This is a genomic window from Streptomyces sp. RGM 3693 (assembly GCF_050471125.1).
In the GTDB taxonomy this organism is placed as follows: domain Bacteria; phylum Actinomycetota; class Actinomycetes; order Streptomycetales; family Streptomycetaceae; genus Streptomyces.
Genome location: NZ_JBMPPQ010000001.1, coordinates 95,001 through 111,895 on the forward strand (window position 1 = coordinate 95,001; position 16,895 = coordinate 111,895).

Sequence of the window (16,895 nt, forward strand, 5' to 3'; positions counted from 1 at the left end):
TCTCTCAGGTCCGCGGGGAGCCCGGGCGTGGAGGCCCGCAGGGGGTGGCCGAACACATCCCGTAGGGGATGGCAAGGCCCCCTGCGGGGCCACAACGTGGGGGTGGTGGGGGGTATTCCCGACGTGAGGGCGGCGGGGGTATTCCCGACGTGGGGGCGGCGGGGGTATTCCCCGCGGCTCAGTCGCTGAGGGGCAGACCCGGGGCCGGGTGGGCGGCCATCAGCTCCGCCACCTCCTTGCGGATCCCCGTCAGCGCCTCCTCGTCGCCGCTGCCCGCGGCCCGTACGCCCCGGTCGATCCACTCCGCGACCTTCGGCATGTCCGCCGTGCCCAGCCCCCGCGAGGTCAGCGACGGGGTGCCGATCCGGATGCCGGACGGGTCGAACGGCTTGCGCGGGTCGAACGGCACGGTGTTGTAGTTCACCACGATCCCGGCCCGGTCCAGGGCCTTGGCGGCGACCTTGCCGGGCACGTCCTTCGAGGTCAGGTCGATCAGCACCAGGTGGTTGTCGGTGCCGCCGGAGACCAGGTCGAAACCGCGCGCCAGCAGCGCCTCGGCGAGCGCCTTGGCGTTGGCGACGACGGCGTGCGCGTACTCCCGGAAGGACGGCGCGGACGCCTCGCGCAGCGCCACCGCGATGGCGGCCGTGGTGTGGTTGTGCGGGCCGCCCTGGAGGCCCGGGAAGACCGCCTTGTCGATCGCCTTGGCGTGCGCGGCGCGGGACATCAGCATGGCGCCGCGCGGACCGCGCAGCGTCTTGTGGGTGGTGGTCGCCACGACGTCGGCGTGCGGCACGGGGGAGGGGTGCGCGCCGCCCGCCACCAGGCCCGCGATGTGCGCGATGTCCGCGACGAGGACCGCGCCGGCCTCCCGCGCGATCTCGCCGAAGGCGGCGAAGTCGATGGTCCGCGGGACGGCCGTACCGCCACAGAAGATGATCTTCGGGCGCTCCTTCAGGGCCAGGTCGCGCACCTGGTCGAAGTCGATCCGCCCGGTGTCGGCCCGGACGCCGTACTGCACCCCGTTGAACCACGTACCGGTCGCCGAGACGCCCCAGCCGTGCGTGAGGTGCCCGCCCATCGGCAGCGACATGCCCAGCACGGTGTCGCCGGGGGAGGCGAAGGCGAGGTACACGGCGAGGTTGGCCGGCGAGCCGGAGTACGGCTGCACGTTGGCGTGCTCGACGCCGAAGAGGGCCTTGGCTCGCTCGACGGCCAGGGTCTCCACGAGGTCGATGTTCTGCTGGCCCTCGTAGTAGCGGCGACCCGGGTAGCCCTCGCTGTACTTGTTCTGGAGGACCGTTCCGGTGGCCTCCAGGACGGCGGCGGAGACGTAGTTCTCGCTGGGGATCAGCCGCAGGGTGTCCGCCTGGAGCTGCTCCTCGGCGCCGACCAGTGCGGCGAGTTCGGGGTCGGCGGCGTGCAGGGCGGGATGGGCGGTGGGCTGTGCCGTCATGGCGTCCTCCGGGGCGATCGATCGATGGTCGGTCGTGGTCCCGGGGTACCCAGGCGGGCGGCACCTCGTAGGCGTGTGGCCGCGCACCGCTCCCTCGGGGTCCGTTCCCCGTACGCCAGTCGCGGTGCGCACCGGAAGTCTAGGGCCTGCCCGGTGGATCACGCCGGGCCCACGACGCATCCGGCCCTGATCCACCGGACGGGCCCAGCGCCTGTCCGACCCTGATCCACCGGATAGCTCCTACGGGCCCTACAGCCCTACACGCCCTACAGGTCCTGCCGTCACGCGGCTCGGCGCCGGGAGCGGCCCGGCGCCGGCCGGAGGGGCCGCTCGGGGGCCGCTCGGGGGGCTCCGGCGGACCGTGCCGGCGCGTGCCCTGCGGATGGCGGTGCCCCGGCGTGAGAATGAGGGCAGACCGCGAGAAGAGGCCGGAGCGCACGACGGAGGGGGCCGGCAATCGCCCACCCGGTCGGACCGGGTGGTCCGACCCGCCGGACGGAGTCACCCGTGACATCCACGGAAAAGTTCATCGCCGCCGCCGAGGCCCACAGCGCGCACAACTACCATCCGCTCCCCGTCGTCGTGGCCACCGCCGAGGGCGCCTGGATGACCGACGTGACGGGCCGCCGCTACCTGGACATGCTCGCCGGGTACTCCGCGCTCAACTTCGGCCACGGCAACCGCCGCCTGCTGAACGCGGCCCGGGCCCAGTTGGAGCGGGTCACCCTGACCTCCCGGGCGTTCCACCACGACCGCTTCGCGGACTTCTGCACCCAACTCGCCGACCTGTGCGGGATGGAACTCGTGCTGCCCATGAACACCGGCGCCGAGGCGGTGGAGACCGCGGTCAAGACCGCCCGCAAGTGGGGCTACCAGGTCAAGGGCGTCCCCGACGGCCGGGCCCGGATCGTCGTCGCGGAGAACAACTTCCACGGCCGGACCACCACCATCGTCTCCTTCTCCACCGACCCCGAGGCCCGCGCCGACTTCGGCCCGTTCACCCCCGGGTTCACCGTCGTCCCCTACGGCGACCTGGCCGCCCTGGACGCCGCCGTCGACGCGGACACCGTCGCCGTGCTGCTGGAGCCGATCCAGGGCGAGGCCGGCGTCCTGGTGCCGCCGCCCGGCTACCTCGCCGGCGTGCGCGAGCTGACCCGGGCCCGGAACGTGCTCTTCATCGCCGACGAGATCCAGTCCGGGCTGGGCCGCACGGGCGCCACCTTCGCCTGCGAGCAGGAGGGCGTGGTGCCCGACGTGTACGTCCTGGGCAAGGCGCTGGGCGGCGGGGTGGTGCCGGTGTCCGCGGTGGTGTCGTCCCGCGAGGTACTGGGCGTCTTCCGCCCCGGCGAGCACGGCTCGACCTTCGGCGGCAACCCGCTGGCCTGCGCGGTCGGCCTGGAGGTCATCGCGATCCTGCGCACCGGCGAGTACCAGCGGCGGGCCACGGAACTCGGCGACCACCTGCACCGCGCACTGGCGCCGCTGGTGGGCGGCGGCGCGGTGGACGCGGTCCGCGGCCGCGGCCTGTGGGCCGGCATCGACGTCAACCCCTCCCGCGGCACCGGCCGGGCCGTCTCGGAACGGCTGCTGGACCGCGGCGTCCTGGTCAAGGACACCCACGGCGCGACGATCCGGATCGCCCCACCCCTGGTGATCAGCAAGGAGGACCTGGACTGGGGCCTGGACCAACTCCGCGAGGTCCTGGGCGCGTAGCCCCGCCCCCGTAGCCCCGGCAGTCCCCGCCGTCCCCGTAGCCCCGCCCCCGGCCCCGCGGCCCCGGCTGTATCCGTAGCCCCGGCCGGTCCCGCCGTCCCGCCCCCGGGGGAAGCCCCCTGCCCCGCCGCGCGCGGCCCCCGTACAGTCGAGCCCATGCTGCTCGGGATGATCTGCGCCCTCGCGTCCGCGGTGTGCTTCGGTACCGCCTCCGTCTTCCAGGCCGTGGCGGCCCGGGGCACCACGGCCGGCTCCGGCTCCGGCTCCGGCTCCGGGTCCGGCGGCTCCGGCGGCTCTGGGGTCGACGCCCGACTGCTGCTGCGGGTGCTGACGCAGTGGCGGTACCTGCTCGGGCTGGCGCTGGACGGGCTGGGGTTCCTGCTGGAACTGGTGGCGCTGCGCACGCTGCCGATCTACACGGTCGGCGCGGCACTGGCGGCGACCCTCGCGGTGACCGCGGTGGTCGCCGCGCCCGTCCTGGGCACCCGCCTCCAGCGCGCCGAATGGCTCGCCGTCGCGGTGGTCTGCGGCGGGCTGGCCCTGCTGGCGCTGTCCTCCGGCACCGAAGGGCACCGCGCCGGCACCCCCGCACTGCGGATCGGGGTACTGGTCTTCGCGGTCGCCGTACTGGCCGTCGGCGCCCTGGCCGGCCGGCTCCCGGACCGCGCCCGCGCCGCCGCCCTCGGCCTCGGCGCGGGCCTCGGCTTCGGCGTCGTCGAGGTCGCGGTGCGGCTCATCGACGGGTTCGGGCCGGCCGACCTGCTCACCAACCCCGCCACCTACGCGCTGCTCATCGGCGGGGCCGCCGCCTTCCTGCTGCTGACCTCCGCCTTCCAGCGCGGCTCGGTCACCACCGCCACCGCCGGCATGGTGATCGGCGAGACCCTCGGCCCGGCCGTGGTCGGCGTCGCCTGGCTCGGCGACCGCACCCGCGAGGGCCTGACCCCGCTGACCGTCGCCGGTTTCGCACTGGCCGTCGCGGGCGCGCTGGCCCTGGCCCGGTTCGGCGAGGCGCCGGTCGCGCACCCCGACGCGCCGGCGGCCGAACCCGGCCCCGCCGCGGAGGTCGCGGAACGCCCCTGACGCACCGGGCCGGGTGCCCGGCCCGCCGGGTCAGTCCCCCGGCGGCAGTGCCCGCAGCAGGGCGTCCAGGACGGCCGCGAAGGAGTGGTCCGGCGGGCGGCCGTAGGCGATGACCAGGGCGTCGCGGGCGACCGCGGGGGCCGCCGGGTCGGTGAACTCCCGCAGGCCGTGCACCGCCAGCCCCTGCCACAGCGCGGCCTGGACGATGGACTGCTCGGTGCCGGGCGGGAGCTCCAGCACCGCGTGCAGTCCGGCGGCGATCCCCGAAACGTGCACATGCGGCGCCGCCTCGGCCAGCGCGGCCACCAACTGGTCGCGCCGCCGTCGGTAGCGCAGCCGCATCCCGCGCAGATGCCGGTCGTACGCCCCCGACGACAGGAACTCGGCCAGGGTGAGCTGGTCCAGCGACCCGGACTGCCACTCGCCGGTCGCCTTGATCTCCAACACCCGGTCGATCAACCGGTCCGGCACCACCATCCAGGCCAGCCGCAGCGCCGGGGCCAGGCTCTTGCTCGCGGTACCGAGGTAGACGACGTGATCGGGGTCCAGCCCCTGGAGGGCCCCGACCGGCTGCCGGTCGTAGCGGAGCTCGCCGTCGTAGTCGTCCTCCAGGATGTAACTCCCGGTGGCGCGCGCCCAGTTGACCGCCGCGGCCCGCCGGTCCGGGTGCAGCGGGACGCCGGTGGGGAACTGGTGCGCGGGGGTGAACAGGGCGGCCCGTAGGTGGTCCAGGCCCGCCAGCCGGCCGGTGTCCGCGCCGTGCGCGTCGACCGGGAGCGGGACGGTGCCGAGCCCGGCGCGGGTGATCACGTCGCGGTGGAAGTGCAGCCCGTAGGACTCGGTGGCGATCCGGCCGGGGGTGCCGCCGCGGGCCTTCAGTGCCCGGCTCAGCAGCCCCAGCCCCTGCATGAACCCCGCACAGATCACGATCCGGTCCGGATCGGCCCGCACGCCCCGCGCCCGGGCGAGGTAGTCGGCGAGCACCGCGCGCAGCTCGGGCCGGCCGGCCGGGGTGCCGTACCCGAACGCCTCGCTGGGCGCCGCGGTCAGCGCCCGGCGGGCCGCCGCCAGCCAGGCGGTCCGGGGGAAGGACGAGACGTCCGGGGTGCCGGGGGTCAGGTCGAAGCGCGGCCCGGCGGCGGCCGGCGACGGCGGGCCTGGGGCGCGCCGGGGCGCCGTGGCGCGTGGCAGGACGCGCTCGGCGACCTCGGTACCGGAGCCCTGGCGGGCGCAGAGCCAGCCCTCGGCGACCAGCTCCGCGTAGGCGTCGGCGACGGTGTTGCGGGCGATGCCGAGGTCGGTGGCGAGCGACCGGGAGGACGGCAGCCGGGTGCCGGGGGTCAGCCGCCCGGACCGAACGGCGTCGCGCAGTGCGGTCATCAGGGCGACCCGCAGCCCGCCCGGACCGTCCAGGTCCAGGTGCAGGTCCCGCCCGAGATCCCGACCGAAAGTGGCCCGCGATTTCTCCATGGAAGTGGACCATACCGCTGCGCCACTCACCCCGTAGCGTCAAGGGCATGACGAACGCGACGACACCCACCGCAGGACACCAGGCCCCGGCCGCCGCCGGTCACCAGCACGGCCCCCGGATGCGCTGGGCCAAGCTCGCCCCCGAGGTCTACAAGGCCATGATCGGGCTGGACGCGGCCGCCAAGAAGGGCCTCGACCCGACCCTGATCGAACTGGTCAACATCCGCGCCTCGCAGCTCAACAAGTGCGCCTTCTGCCTCCACATGCACACCAACGACGCCCGCAAGGCCGGCGAGAGCGAGGAGCGCCTCGCCCTCCTGGCCGCCTGGGAGGAGGCCGTCGGCTTCTTCACCGACCGGGAGCGCGCCGCCCTGGCCCTCACCGAGGCGATCACCGTACTCACCGACGGTTTCGTCCCCGACGCCGTCTACGCGCAGGCCGAGGCCGCCTTCGAGGAGGCCGAACTGGCCCAGCTGATCGCCCTGATCACCACCATCAACGCGTGGAACCGGTTCGGCGTGACCACCCGCCTCGTCCCGGGGCAGGTGTGAGCGCGATGACCCACCGCATGAAGTTCTGGAGCCAGGTCCCCGCCTTCTTCCAGGCCCAGCTGAGGCTCACCATGGCCGCCAAGAAGGGCCTGGGCGACGCCGTGCTGGCGGAGCTGGTCGTACTGCGCGCCTCCCAGCTCAACAAGTGCGCGTTCTGCGTCGACATGCACGTCACCAACCTCCGCGAGGCCGGCGTCGAGCAGCGGCGGATCGACCTGCTGCCGGCCTGGGAGGAGGCCGGCGACCTCTACTCCGAGCGGGAGCGGGCGGCCCTGGCCTTCACCGAGGCGGTCACCGTGCTGACGTGGGGGTCCCCCCGGTCGAGCGGAGCCGAGACTGGGGGAGGCTCCGTCCCGGACGCCGTCTACGAGCGGGCCGCCGCCCAGTTCAACGAGGTCGAACTCGCCCACCTGCTGGCCGTGATCGTCGCCATCAACAACTGGAACCGGGTCAACGTCACGGTCCGCCAGCCCCCGGGGTCGGAGCTGTGACCGCCACCGGCCCCGCGGCGACGCTGCGCGCCCTCCACCACGGCCGCCGGCCGGGCGACCCGCTGATCCTCCCCAACGTCTGGGACGCCGCCTCCGCCCGGGTCTTCGCCGACGCCGGCTTCCCGGCGCTGGCCACCCCCAGCATGGGCATCGCGGCGTCCCTGGGGTACGCGGACGGCCAGACCCCGGCCGACGAGATGTTCGCCGCCGTCGCCCGGATCGTGCGGGCCGTGGACGTCCCGGTGACGGCGGACGTGGAGGCCGGGTACGGGCTGTCCGCCAAGGAACTGGTCGGCCGGCTCGCCGAGGCCGGCGCGGTCGGCTGCAACCTGGAGGACTCCGACCACACCACCGGCGCCCTCCGCGACGTACGGGAGCAGGCCGACTGGCTGGCCGCCGTACGGGCCGAGGCGGGCGACGCGCTGGTCATCAACGCCCGGATCGACACCTTCCTGCGCGGTACGCCGGGCGTCGACGCGGCCCTGGAGCGGGCCCGCCACTACACCGCGGCCGGCGTCGACTGCCTTTACCCGATCCTCGCCCCGCCCGAGCTGTTGCCCGAACTGGCCGCGGCGGTCACCCTCCCGCTCAACGCCCTGGCGAAGACCGGCGGCCCGTCCCCGCGCGAACTGGGCGCCCTGGGCGCGACCCGGATCACCTTCGGCGGCGGCCTCCAGCACGAGGCGATGGCGGCCCTGACGGCGGTCGCGGAACGGCTGCGGGCCGAGAGCGGCAACTGACGGAGCGTCGGATGTGTCGGTGGGGTCGGGCCCGTGCGGGGCGCACGGGGGCGTTCGCGCCCGGGCCCGGCCACCCCGCCGCCCTACGATGAGCCATGCTCTCCGTCGCCGTAGCCCCCTGGCAGCACCCCCCGGTGATCCTGCGGAACGCCGACGTCCCGCACTACGCGGCCAGCACCATGAAGGTCGCCGTGCTCGCCGCCGTCCACCGCAGCGGACTCGACCTCGACCGGGAGGTCCCGGTCGTCAACGCCTTCCCCTCGGCGGTCGGCGGCAGCTACGCGCACTCCCGGGCCGACGACGGTGACCCGGAGCCCTGGGAGCTGCTGGGCTGCACCGCGCCGCTCGGCTGGCTCGCCGACCGGATGGTCAGCCACTCCTCCAACCTGGCCAGCAGCCTCTGCCTGGCCGAGGTGGGCCCGGCCGCGGTGGCCGAGGTGTGGCGGCGGGCCGGGGCGTCCGCCGCCTCCGGCAGCCCGCGCGGGATCGAGGACGCCCCGGCTCGCGCCGCCGGCCTCACCAACCACGTCACCGCCCACGACCTGGTCCGGCTGCTGACGTCGCTGGAACCGGAGGTGCTGGCCCGACTGGAACACAACGCGCACCGCGTCGACCTGGCCGCCGGCCTACCGCCCGGCACCCGGCTGGCCAGCAAGAACGGCTGGATCACCGGGGTGCGGCACGGCGTCGCCGTCGTCCACCCGCACGACGCCCCGCCCTACGTCCTCGCCGTCTGCTACACCGGCCCGCTCGCCAACGGCCAGGACGTCGACGACCCCGCGGCCCGGCTGCTGGCCGGTATCTCGTCCCGCGTCTGGGACTGCCGCCACCGTCTCGCCCCCCACCATCGCTGACGCATCGTCAGATTTCTTTTCGGGTTGGCGAATTGCCCGCTCCAGACCGTTCTGGTCACGCTAGAAGCAGCCCCGGTACGGGTATGAGGAGAACGGACGTACGGGGAGCCCGGCGGGCTTGATAGCTTGGTGGTCAAGGCCCGCGGGGGAACGGGGAGAAGCGGTACATGGCCGAGCAATTCAGGGTCGACCTGGAAGAGCTGGACGTCGTCGTGCGACAGCTGCGACGTCTACAGCGCGATATGGATGACCCCAGTCAAACCGTCAAATACAGCACGTCGATCCCGAAGTCGGCGTTCGGAGTCGATTTCATCGAGGCCGGCAAGCTCGCCGGCGCCCACGACGGCATGCAGACGTACCTGGCGGACGTGCTCGGCGCACTCCAGGACCTCCTCCACACCTTCGGCGAGAAGACGGAGGCCAGCCGCGGAGCCTACGAGGACGAGGAGCACGCGGCCCGGCAGCCGAGGCACGACTGACGGGTCCACCGCCCGGCCCGGGCGGGCGTGACGACGGCGAGGACGAGGGAGGGGGACCGGTATGACGGAGGCCGGGCAGGAGCACGACGGCTCCAAGGAGATGGAGCGTCGGCGGGCCGAGCAGGAGCGGGCGGAGAAGCTGAAGTCGCTCAAGGGACACCGGCTGACCCCGCGGTCCCCCTCCGACTTCCAGAAGCACGACCTGGCCGCGCTCCGGTCGATGATCGAGCACGCCAGCCCCGAGACGATCGAGAACTCCGGCCGGCACTGGCGTGCCTCCGCCGACCGGCTGGGCGGCGACGACGGCCACGGCGGGATCCGCAAGGCGTTCAAGGACGCCATCGACCACGCCGCGGCGCACTGGGAGGGCACGGCGGCCGAGGCGTTCCGCCGGGAGGCCGCCAAGGTGCTCTCGAAGCTCGACCGCAGCTACCAGCACGCCCGGAACGTCGAGTCCACCCTGATCGGTTCGCGCGCCTCGGGCCCGGAGGTCGGCGTCGCGCACAACCTCCGCGAGGCCAAGAAGGCCATGGTGACGCTCCGGCTCGCCGGGGGCGCCCCCGACCCGGTGGCGCCGACCGGCGACGAGAGCCAGTTCAAGCGGGACATGGCCAACCCCAAGCTGGACACCCGGATGGCGCTGGAGCTCAACCGCGGCAACCTCCCGCCCAGCAAGGAGCGCCAGATCGAGGCCGTCGTCGTGATGGACGAACTGGCCGCCCACTACGAAGCGCAGGGGAAGCGGCTCCGGGAGGGCATCGGACCCGGTATCGCCGGGGACTGGCCGATCGCGCCGACCAGCAGCCCGGCCCCGCCACCGGTGAACGCCGCGGTGACCGGCGGCCCCCAGCCGCACCACCCGCCCACGGCCAAGCAGCCCAACGGCGCGGGCGGCGGCGCGGTCCCGGCCGGCTTCGACAGCCCCCGGGCCGACCGGCCGGTGACCACCGGGCTGGAGAGCCTGGGCGGCGGCACCCTCGCCGCGCCCCCCGCCGGCCACACCGCCGGCAGTGCGCTGCCGTCCGGCGGCCAGGGCGGCCCCGCCCCCGCGGGCAGCGGCTTCCCGGGCGGCGCGGTCATGCCCGGCGTCATCGGTGTGACGGGCGGCGGAGTGCCCGCCGGCGGCACGCGCGGTCCGGCCCGCGGCTCCGGCGGGGCACGCCGCAGCGCCAACGGCGGATCGGGCAACCCCGACGCGGTCGCCGCCCGCGCGGCCCTGCCGCCCCGCACCCCCGGCGCCCCGGCCGTGCGGCCGACCGGCCCGGCGACCGGCCCGGCCGGCGGCAACCACCAGGGCGGCGCCGGACTCCACCGCAGCCGCGGCGGCGCCCGGGCCACCCCGGCGGACCCGACGGCCGGCCAGGAGAAGGGCAAGGGCACCCAGGCCGACAAGGGCGGTCGGGGCCGCCCCGGAGCCCAGCGGTCCCGGTACCTCGACGAGGACGAGGACACCTCGCCCCCGCGGCGGGAGATCCCGCCGTCCGTGATCGAGTGAGGCAGCGCGGGGGCGGGGCGCGGGAAAACCAGACGACGCGCCCCGCCGCCCGCTGTTAGCGTCCGGAACCATGGATCCGGTTGGTGAGAAACAGATACGCGCGTCCTTCGTGAACTGCTCCAAGGGGGAGGCGAGCCGGCTCCACCTCCCCGCGGGGCTGGCCGAACTGCCGTGGCCGCACCTCGACTTCCTGGGATGGCGCGACCCGGGCGCACCGGACCGCAGCTACCTGGTCGCCCCGCGCGGCGACGGCCTGATGGGCGTGACCCTCCGGGTGCCGCAGGGCGTGCGGCGCAGCTTCACCAAGACGACGGTCTGCTCGGTCTGTCTGACCGGGCACCCGGGCTCCGGGGTCAGCCTGCTCGCCGCCCGCCGCGCCGGGCCCGCGGGCCGGCAGGGCAACACCGTCGGCACCTACCTGTGCGCCGACCTCGCCTGCTCCCTCTACGTCCGCGGCCGCAAGACCTCCCAACTCGCCGGCCGGCACGAGGAGACCCTCCCGCTGGACGACCGGATCGCGCGCACCGTGCGGAATCTGGACGCCTTCCTGGACAAGGTGCTGGACGGCGAGCCGGCCTGAGGCGAGGGACCCGGCGGCGGGCCCGGCGGCGGACCAGGCGACGGCAGCCGGCCGCGGACCAGTCCCCGCCGGCTGCCGCCCCAGGCAGCCGCATCCCCGGGCCGGTCAGAGCCCCCGCGCGGCCAGGAACTCCCCGATCAACGCCAGCCACTCCGCGTTCCGCTCGACCATCGGCAGGTGCCCGGTGGCGATCTCCACGTACTCCGCGCCCGGGATGTGCTCCGCCAGATAGCGGGAGTTGGCCGGGGCCAGCAGCATGTCCAAGGTGGTGGCGATGACCAGCGTCGGGACCGTGAGGCCCGGCAGGTCGGCGGTGGTGTCCACGGTTTTGACCAGGGCCGCCTGCTCCGCCGAGCCGGCCGGCGGCAGCGTCGGGTCCGGGTCCAGGACGGCGGCCAACTCGGCCGGCGGCAGCGCGTTGAAACGCTCCGCCGACAGCCCGCTGAGCGCCCGCACCTGGGCGAAGCCCTGGTAGTCGTCGCGGTCCAGGAGCCGCAGCCACAGGTCCAGCCAGACCTGGGCGCGGGCGTCCGCCTTGGCGAGCCCGGCGGTCAGGACCAGCCCGCGCACCCGCTCCGGATGGCGGGCCGCGGCCCGTACGGCCACCGTGGTCCCCAACGAGAAGCCGATCACGGTGAAGGTCTCCGACCCGGCCGCGACGGCCTCGGCGACCAGCGCGTCGGCCAGTGCGTCCAGCTCCAACGGGCCGGTGGCGCGCGGGGAGTCGCCCGAACCCGGGTAGTCGGGTGCCACCACCCGGTGGCCGGTGGCGGTCAGGGCCGGTATCAGCGTGCCGTAATTGTCGCGGACGCTGCCGGTCGCACCGTGCGCCAGCAGGACGCCGGGGCCGTCGGCCGGACCCGCGACGGTGGTGGAAAGCGGTGGAAGGGAAACGGACCGGGTCTGCGCTACGGGAATCTGCGTCATGCCCACGAGGTTGCCGTGTGACACCGGTGTCAAGGTCAAGCCGGAACGGGGAGAAACGGGGAGAGGAGCATCACATGGGGGACGGGGTACGGACGGACCTGGGCCCGGCAGGCCGGATGCGGATCGGCGAACTGGCCCGCCGCACCGGCGCCAGCGCCCGCGTCCTGCGCTACTACGAGCAGCGCGGCCTGCTCTGCGCCGGGCGCGACGCCAACGGCTACCGCACCTACGACACCGACGCGGTCGAGACCGTCACCCGCATCCGCGAACTGCTCGCCACCGGTCTGAACACCGAGTCCATCCGCGACCTGCTGCCCTGCGCCCAGGGCGGCCCCGGGCTGAACCCGTGCACGTTCTCGTGCGGTGTGGTGGAGCGGCAGATGGCCCAACTCGACGCCGAAATAACCGAGTTGCAGCAGCGCCGGGCAGCCCTGGGGGCGTATGCGCAGACCATGCGGGAACGGCGCGCCCAGGACGAAGCGCTGGCCGCGATGGCGTTGCGGTCGGGCTGAGCGGCCCGGCACCCGGAAACGGCGAAGGCCCCGCCTCCGTAGAAGGAAGCGGGGCCGGTTCGGGCACAAAGGGCGCGCTCAGAACCGCCGGGTGATCAGGGCTCGCTTGACCTCTTGGATCGCCTTGGTGACCTCGATACCGCGCGGGCAGGCGTCGGTGCAGTTGAAGGTCGTCCGGCAGCGCCAGACGCCGTCCTTGTCGTTGAGGATCTCCAGCCGCTGCTCGCCGCCCTCGTCACGCGAGTCGAAGATGAAGCGGTGCGCGTTGACGATCGCCGCCGGGCCGAAGTACTGGCCGTCGTTCCAGAACACGGGGCACGAGCTGGTGCACGCCGCGCACAGGATGCACTTGGTGGTGTCGTCGAAGCGCTCGCGGTCCTCGGAGGACTGCAGACGCTCGCGGGTCGGCTCGTTGCCGGTGGTGATCAGGAACGGCATCACGTCCCGGTACGCCTGGAAGAAGGGGTCCATGTCGACGACAAGGTCCTTCAGCACCGTCAGGCCCTTGATGGCCTCGACGGTGATCGGCTTCTCGGGGTTGATGTCCTTGATCAGCGTCTTGCAGGCCAGGCGGTTGCGGCCGTTGATGCGCATGGCGTCGGAGCCGCAGATGCCGTGGGCGCAGGAGCGACGGAAGGTCAGCGAACCGTCCTGGTCCCACTTGATCTTGTGGAGGGCGTCCAGGACGCGCTCCTTGGGATCGATCTCCAGCTGGAAGTCCTGCCAGCTGGCGTCCTCGGAGACCTCCGGGTTGAACCGGCGGATCCGGAAGGTGACGCTGATCAGGTGCGACGCGTCGTTCTCGGCCGCGTCCAGCGCCGCGGAGTGCTTGTCGAGAGTCGGGGTGCTCATCAGTACTTACGCTCCATCGGCTGGTAGCGGGTCTGCACGACCGGCTTGTAGTCGAGGCGGATCGACTCGGAGCCGTCTGCGCCCACCTCGCGGTACGCCATGGTGTGCCGCATGAAGTTGACGTCGTCGCGGTTGGGGTAGTCCTCGCGGTAGTGACCGCCGCGGGACTCCTTGCGGGCCAGTGCCGACACCGCCATGACCTCGGCCAGGTCGAGCAGGTTGCCCAGCTCGATGGCCTCCAGCAGGTCGGTGTTGAAGCGCCTGCCCTTGTCCTGGATGGACACGTTGCGGTAGCGCTCGCGCAGCTCGCCGATCTTCTCGACCGCGGTCTTGATGGTCTGCTCGGTGCGGAAGACCATGACGTTGGCGTCCATGGTCTCCTGGAGCTCGTTGCGCAGCTCGGCCACCCGCTCGCCGCCGGTGGCGTTGCGCAGCCGCTCGACCTGCTCGGCGACCAGCGACGCCGGGTCCTCGGGCAGCTCGACGAAGTCCGCGGTGGCCGAGTACTCCGCCGCGGCGATGCCGGCCCGACGACCGAAGACGTTGATGTCCAGCAGCGAGTTGGTGCCCAGGCGGTTGGCGCCGTGCACGGAGACGCAGGCGACCTCGCCGGCGGCGTACAGGCCCGGCACGACGGTGGTGTTGTCGACCAGCACCTCACCCTCGACGTTGGTCGGGATGCCGCCCATGGCGTAGTGCGCGGTCGGCTGGATCGGGATCGGGTCCGTGTAGGGCTCGATGCCGAGGTACGTCCGCGCGAACTCGGTGATGTCCGGGAGCTTGGCGTCCAGCTGCTCCGGCGGCAGGTGGGTCAGGTCCAGGTAGACGTGGTCGCCCTCGGGACCGCAGCCGCGGCCCTCGCGGATCTCCGTGTAGATGGAGCGGGAGACGACGTCACGGGAGGCGAGGTCCTTCATGACGGGCGCGTACTTCTCCATGAAGCGCTCGCCGTCCTTGTTGCGGAGGATGCCGCCCTCACCACGGGCGCCCTCCGTCAGCAGGATGCCCATCCGCCAGATGCCCGTCGGGTGGAACTGGAAGAACTCCATGTCCTCCAGCGGCAGCCCGCGGCGGTAGACGGCGGCCTGGCCGTCACCGGTCAGCGTGTGGGCGTTCGACGTCACCTTGAAGAACTTGCCGGTGCCGCCGGAGGCGTAGATGACCGACTTGGCCTGGAAGACGTGGATCTCGCCGGTGGCCAGCTCGTAGGCGACCACACCGGCCGACTTCTTGACGCCGTCGACCTCGGTGATCAGCTGGTCCAGGACGTAGAACTCGTTGAAGAACTCCACGCCCTCCTTGACGCAGTTTTGGTACAGCGTCTGGAGGATCATGTGGCCGGTGCGGTCCGCGGCGTAGCAGGACCGGCGGACCGGGGCCTCACCGTGGTTGCGGGAGTGCCCGCCGAACCGGCGCTGGTCGATCCGGCCCTCCGGCGTGCGGTTGAAGGGCAGGCCCATCTTCTCCAGGTCGAGGACCGAGTCGATGGCCTCCTTCGCCAGGATCTCGGCGGCGTCCTGGTCGACCAGGTAGTCACCGCCCTTGACGGTGTCGAAGGTGTGCCACTCCCAGTTGTCGTCCTCGACGTTGGCGAGGGCCGCCGCCATGCCGCCCTGGGCGGCACCGGTGTGGGAGCGGGTGGGGTAGAGCTTCGTCAGGACCGCGGTCCGGCTGCGCTTGGTCGCCTCGATGGCGGCACGCATGCCGGCGCCGCCGGCGCCGACGATGACGGTGTCGTACTTGTGGATCTGCATGGGTGGATACCTCAGTCCCTCAGCCCGGGGCCTAGCGGATGTTCGGGTCGAAGGTGAAGATCACCAGCGTGCCCAGAAGGACGGTGAACACCGTGGCGGTGTAGAGGAGCATCTTCAGCCAGAAGCGGGTGTTGTCCCGCTGCGCGTAGTCGTTGATGACGGTACGCAGGCCGTTGGCTCCGTGCAGCATGGCCAGCCACAGCATCAGCAGGTCCCAGACCTGCCAGAAGGGCGAGGCCCAGCGGCCTGCGACGAAGGCGAAGCCGATCTTGGAGACGCCGCCGTCGAGCACCAGCTGGATCAGCAGGTGGCCGAGGACCAGGACGACCAGGACGATGCCGGACAGCCGCATGAACAGCCAGCCGTACAGCTCGAAGTTGGTGCGGGTCGACTTGGGGGTCTTCCCGGTGCGCTTGCGGGGCGCTTCGATGACCGGTGCCGGGTTGTCCGCGTCGTAGAGCGCGACGTTCTCCGCGGCGGTGGTGCCCGCGGTGGTGGATTCAGCAGACATCTCGCGTCAGCTCCCGAACAGCGTGCGCAGCGTGTGCTGCAGCACGGGGTAGAAGGCACCGGCCATCAGCACGACCCAGACGCCGACGACGGTCCAGAGCATCTGCTTCTGGTACTTCGGGCCCTTGGACCAGAAGTCCACCGCGATGACTCGCAGGCCGTTGAGCGCGTGGAAGAGGATGGCGGCCACCAGGCCGTACTCCATCACATTGACGATGGGCGTCTTGTAAGTCGCAACGACGTTGTCGTACGCGTCGGGGGAGACACGAACGAGAGCGGTGTCGAGGACGTGTACGAACAGGAAGAAGAAGATGAGGACGCCAGTGACTCGATGAGCCACCCAGGACCACATGCCTTCCCGGCCGCGGTACAGCGTTCCAGCCGGCACGGAAGAACCCTCCGGGAGCGGGGATTAGGGCCGCGCCGGCTTCTCTGTCGGTCGGGCCCGGCCGGGTACGGTCCACCGGCCGCTCGTCATCGTATCGACGAGCTGTCGGTTCCTCGCGCGGGGGTCCTTAGGTGTGATCAAACAGGCACCAACGGGCTATCACACAAGCACGAACCAGCCCATCAGGGACAAGTCGTCGCGAGTTGCCCCAGCCTGACGCGGGCCAGCCGTCGTAAGTGGTCCGCGGCGACCGACCGCTCCTCGTCCGGTTCGTGCGCCAAACGGGTGCGGATGGCGTGCAGCGTCTGGTCCATCAGCTCGTCGTCGCGGTAGCCGTCCAGGCAGATCACGAAGGCGTACCGGAAGCGGACTTCGTAGGCGGCGTGGGCGGCGCGCAGTGCGGTGTGGGCGGCGAGGGTGCCGGGGCCGGGGCGGGCCGGCGGCAGCGGTGCGGGCGCCTCCTGGGCCAGCGCCTCGGCCTGTTCGGTCGGGGTGAGGTCGTAGCCGGCCTCGTCGCCGGCGGCCAGCAGGGACTCCGGGTCCGGATAGGGGCGGTGGGCGGCGATCCGCTCGGCCCAGCGGAGGCAGCCGCAGCAGGTCAGCAGGGTGGCGACGGCCCGGTCGCGGGGGAGGGCGTTGAAGCGGTCGAGGCCGGCCGTCGACGGCCGGGTGAGCCGGTTCTGCCAAGGTATGCCGCACCGCGGAGCGGGCGGGTGGGGTCGCGCCGGCGGACGGGCGGCCGGAGTGTCACCGGACAGCGTGGGCTCCTCGGGCGGACGGAATCGGGCCGGAACGGATCGGAAGGGACGGGGTGCGTGCGGAGGGTGTGGGCGGGCGCTGGGCGACTGGCGGAAACCGCGCGGCGGGTGGGGCGAAATGGATGAAAAGTCTGATATGTACGGAATATGAGGCAGAAGTGGTGATACGTCACATGAGGTGGCACCCGGCGGATTTCCCGCGGTCCACGCGCCCCGGAAGGGAGTGAGCGACGGCGAGGCCACGCTAACGACGCTCGCCGGCCACTGTCCGACGGATGCGCG

The 16,895-nt window shown here is 73.0% G+C and carries 18 protein-coding genes and 1 riboswitch; of the genes, 10 read left to right on the forward strand and 8 right to left on the reverse strand.

Annotation, left to right across the window (positions count from 1 at the left end):
* Positions 1-178: 178 nt before the first annotated feature.
* A complete protein-coding gene (glyA, locus tag ACO0M4_RS00435) occupies positions 179-1,456 on the reverse strand; it encodes a serine hydroxymethyltransferase (RefSeq protein WP_430367502.1) in 1,278 nt (425 codons plus the stop codon).
* Between the two features lie 40 nt (positions 1,457-1,496).
* Positions 1,497-1,589, reverse strand: a riboswitch (ZMP/ZTP riboswitch).
* Positions 1,590-1,963: 374 nt separating this feature from the next.
* On the opposite strand from glyA, the gene rocD reads away from it, so the two are divergent.
* Complete coding sequence (gene rocD / locus ACO0M4_RS00440; RefSeq protein WP_430367503.1) at positions 1,964-3,169, forward strand: ornithine--oxo-acid transaminase; 1,206 nt, start codon at positions 1,964-1,966, stop codon at positions 3,167-3,169.
* A gap of 168 nt (positions 3,170-3,337) precedes the next feature.
* On the forward strand, positions 3,338-4,252 hold the full coding sequence (locus tag ACO0M4_RS00445; RefSeq protein WP_430371167.1) for a hypothetical protein: 915 nt from the start codon (positions 3,338-3,340) through the stop codon (positions 4,250-4,252).
* A 30-nt stretch (positions 4,253-4,282) separates the two neighbouring features.
* Here the strand turns inward: ACO0M4_RS00445 and ACO0M4_RS00450 are convergent, their stop codons facing one another.
* Complete coding sequence (locus ACO0M4_RS00450) at positions 4,283-5,722, reverse strand: PLP-dependent aminotransferase family protein (protein ID WP_430367504.1); 1,440 nt, start codon at positions 5,720-5,722, stop codon at positions 4,283-4,285.
* A gap of 47 nt (positions 5,723-5,769) precedes the next feature.
* Between ACO0M4_RS00450 and ACO0M4_RS00455 the strand changes: the two genes are divergently transcribed.
* The 7 genes from ACO0M4_RS00455 (at position 5,770) to ACO0M4_RS00485 (ending at position 10,912) form a co-directional block, all read left to right on the forward strand.
* On the forward strand, positions 5,770-6,273 hold the full coding sequence (locus ACO0M4_RS00455; RefSeq protein ID WP_430367505.1) for a carboxymuconolactone decarboxylase family protein: 504 nt from the start codon (positions 5,770-5,772) through the stop codon (positions 6,271-6,273).
* Between the two features lie 5 nt (positions 6,274-6,278).
* On the forward strand, positions 6,279-6,764 hold the full coding sequence (locus tag ACO0M4_RS00460) for a carboxymuconolactone decarboxylase family protein (protein ID WP_430367506.1): 486 nt from the start codon (positions 6,279-6,281) through the stop codon (positions 6,762-6,764).
* Complete coding sequence (locus ACO0M4_RS00465; RefSeq protein WP_430367507.1) at positions 6,761-7,504, forward strand: isocitrate lyase/PEP mutase family protein; 744 nt, start codon at positions 6,761-6,763, stop codon at positions 7,502-7,504. The genes ACO0M4_RS00460 and ACO0M4_RS00465 overlap by 4 nt, the downstream gene beginning before the upstream one ends.
* 95 nt (positions 7,505-7,599) lie before the next feature.
* Positions 7,600-8,358: a serine hydrolase gene (locus tag ACO0M4_RS00470; RefSeq protein WP_430367508.1), complete on the forward strand. Its 759-nt coding sequence runs from the start codon at positions 7,600-7,602 to the stop codon at positions 8,356-8,358.
* Between the two features lie 167 nt (positions 8,359-8,525).
* The gene (locus tag ACO0M4_RS00475) at positions 8,526-8,837 is read left to right on the forward strand and encodes a hypothetical protein (RefSeq protein WP_430367509.1); all 312 of its coding nucleotides are present in this window, start codon (positions 8,526-8,528) and stop codon (positions 8,835-8,837) included.
* A gap of 61 nt (positions 8,838-8,898) precedes the next feature.
* Positions 8,899-10,332, forward strand: coding sequence for a hypothetical protein (locus tag ACO0M4_RS00480; RefSeq protein ID WP_430367510.1), 1,434 nt, complete (start codon positions 8,899-8,901; stop codon positions 10,330-10,332).
* A gap of 70 nt (positions 10,333-10,402) precedes the next feature.
* Positions 10,403-10,912 (forward strand): FBP domain-containing protein, encoded by a 510-nt coding sequence (locus ACO0M4_RS00485; RefSeq protein WP_430367511.1) that lies wholly within the window; start codon positions 10,403-10,405, stop codon positions 10,910-10,912.
* A gap of 105 nt (positions 10,913-11,017) precedes the next feature.
* On the opposite strand, the gene ACO0M4_RS00490 is transcribed toward ACO0M4_RS00485, so the two are convergent.
* A complete protein-coding gene (locus ACO0M4_RS00490) occupies positions 11,018-11,839 on the reverse strand; it encodes an alpha/beta fold hydrolase (RefSeq protein ID WP_430367512.1) in 822 nt (273 codons plus the stop codon).
* Positions 11,840-11,913: 74 nt separating this feature from the next.
* On the opposite strand from ACO0M4_RS00490, the gene ACO0M4_RS00495 reads away from it, so the two are divergent.
* Complete coding sequence (locus ACO0M4_RS00495) at positions 11,914-12,351, forward strand: MerR family transcriptional regulator (RefSeq protein WP_430367513.1); 438 nt, start codon at positions 11,914-11,916, stop codon at positions 12,349-12,351.
* Between the two features lie 78 nt (positions 12,352-12,429).
* Here ACO0M4_RS00495 and ACO0M4_RS00500 read toward each other — a convergent pair whose 3' ends face one another.
* From ACO0M4_RS00500 to ACO0M4_RS00520, 5 genes are all read right to left on the reverse strand, one after another.
* Positions 12,430-13,203 (reverse strand): succinate dehydrogenase iron-sulfur subunit, encoded by a 774-nt coding sequence (locus ACO0M4_RS00500; protein ID WP_430367514.1) that lies wholly within the window; start codon positions 13,201-13,203, stop codon positions 12,430-12,432.
* Positions 13,203-14,957, reverse strand: coding sequence for a succinate dehydrogenase flavoprotein subunit (sdhA, locus tag ACO0M4_RS00505; RefSeq protein ID WP_430367515.1), 1,755 nt, complete (start codon positions 14,955-14,957; stop codon positions 13,203-13,205). Before sdhA ends, ACO0M4_RS00500 begins: the two co-directional genes overlap by 1 nt.
* Before the next feature lie 31 nt (positions 14,958-14,988).
* Positions 14,989-15,468: a succinate dehydrogenase hydrophobic membrane anchor subunit gene (locus tag ACO0M4_RS00510; protein ID WP_430367516.1), complete on the reverse strand. Its 480-nt coding sequence runs from the start codon at positions 15,466-15,468 to the stop codon at positions 14,989-14,991.
* A gap of 6 nt (positions 15,469-15,474) precedes the next feature.
* Positions 15,475-15,855, reverse strand: a complete 381-nt coding sequence (sdhC, locus tag ACO0M4_RS00515; protein ID WP_016574684.1) for a succinate dehydrogenase, cytochrome b556 subunit — start codon at positions 15,853-15,855, stop codon at positions 15,475-15,477.
* 182 nt (positions 15,856-16,037) lie between these two features.
* Positions 16,038-16,856, reverse strand: coding sequence for a 2-oxo-4-hydroxy-4-carboxy-5-ureidoimidazoline decarboxylase (locus ACO0M4_RS00520; protein WP_430367517.1), 819 nt, complete (start codon positions 16,854-16,856; stop codon positions 16,038-16,040).
* Between the last annotated feature and the right edge of the window lie 39 nt (positions 16,857-16,895).

What these genes read in the sequence shown, in the direction of transcription:
- ACO0M4_RS00480 (WP_430367510.1), top strand. Translation starts at nt 8,899, where the DNA reads ATGACGGAGGCCGGGCAGGAGCACGACGGCTCCAAGGAGATGGAGCGT.
- ACO0M4_RS00455 (WP_430367505.1), top strand. Translation starts at nt 5,770, where the DNA reads ATGACGAACGCGACGACACCCACCGCAGGACACCAGGCCCCGGCCGCC.
- ACO0M4_RS00510 (WP_430367516.1), bottom strand. Translation starts at nt 15,468, where the DNA reads ATGTCTGCTGAATCCACCACCGCGGGCACCACCGCCGCGGAGAACGTC.
- ACO0M4_RS00500 (WP_430367514.1), bottom strand. Translation starts at nt 13,203, where the DNA reads ATGAGCACCCCGACTCTCGACAAGCACTCCGCGGCGCTGGACGCGGCC.
- ACO0M4_RS00450 (WP_430367504.1), bottom strand. Translation starts at nt 5,722, where the DNA reads ATGGAGAAATCGCGGGCCACTTTCGGTCGGGATCTCGGGCGGGACCTG.
- ACO0M4_RS00475 (WP_430367509.1), top strand. Translation starts at nt 8,526, where the DNA reads ATGGCCGAGCAATTCAGGGTCGACCTGGAAGAGCTGGACGTCGTCGTG.
- ACO0M4_RS00470 (WP_430367508.1), top strand. Translation starts at nt 7,600, where the DNA reads ATGCTCTCCGTCGCCGTAGCCCCCTGGCAGCACCCCCCGGTGATCCTG.
- ACO0M4_RS00485 (WP_430367511.1), top strand. Translation starts at nt 10,403, where the DNA reads ATGGATCCGGTTGGTGAGAAACAGATACGCGCGTCCTTCGTGAACTGC.
- ACO0M4_RS00495 (WP_430367513.1), top strand. Translation starts at nt 11,914, where the DNA reads ATGGGGGACGGGGTACGGACGGACCTGGGCCCGGCAGGCCGGATGCGG.
- glyA (WP_430367502.1), bottom strand. Translation starts at nt 1,456, where the DNA reads ATGACGGCACAGCCCACCGCCCATCCCGCCCTGCACGCCGCCGACCCC.
- ACO0M4_RS00490 (WP_430367512.1), bottom strand. Translation starts at nt 11,839, where the DNA reads ATGACGCAGATTCCCGTAGCGCAGACCCGGTCCGTTTCCCTTCCACCG.
- ACO0M4_RS00460 (WP_430367506.1), top strand. Translation starts at nt 6,279, where the DNA reads ATGACCCACCGCATGAAGTTCTGGAGCCAGGTCCCCGCCTTCTTCCAG.
- ACO0M4_RS00445 (WP_430371167.1), top strand. Translation starts at nt 3,338, where the DNA reads ATGATCTGCGCCCTCGCGTCCGCGGTGTGCTTCGGTACCGCCTCCGTC.
- sdhA (WP_430367515.1), bottom strand. Translation starts at nt 14,957, where the DNA reads ATGCAGATCCACAAGTACGACACCGTCATCGTCGGCGCCGGCGGCGCC.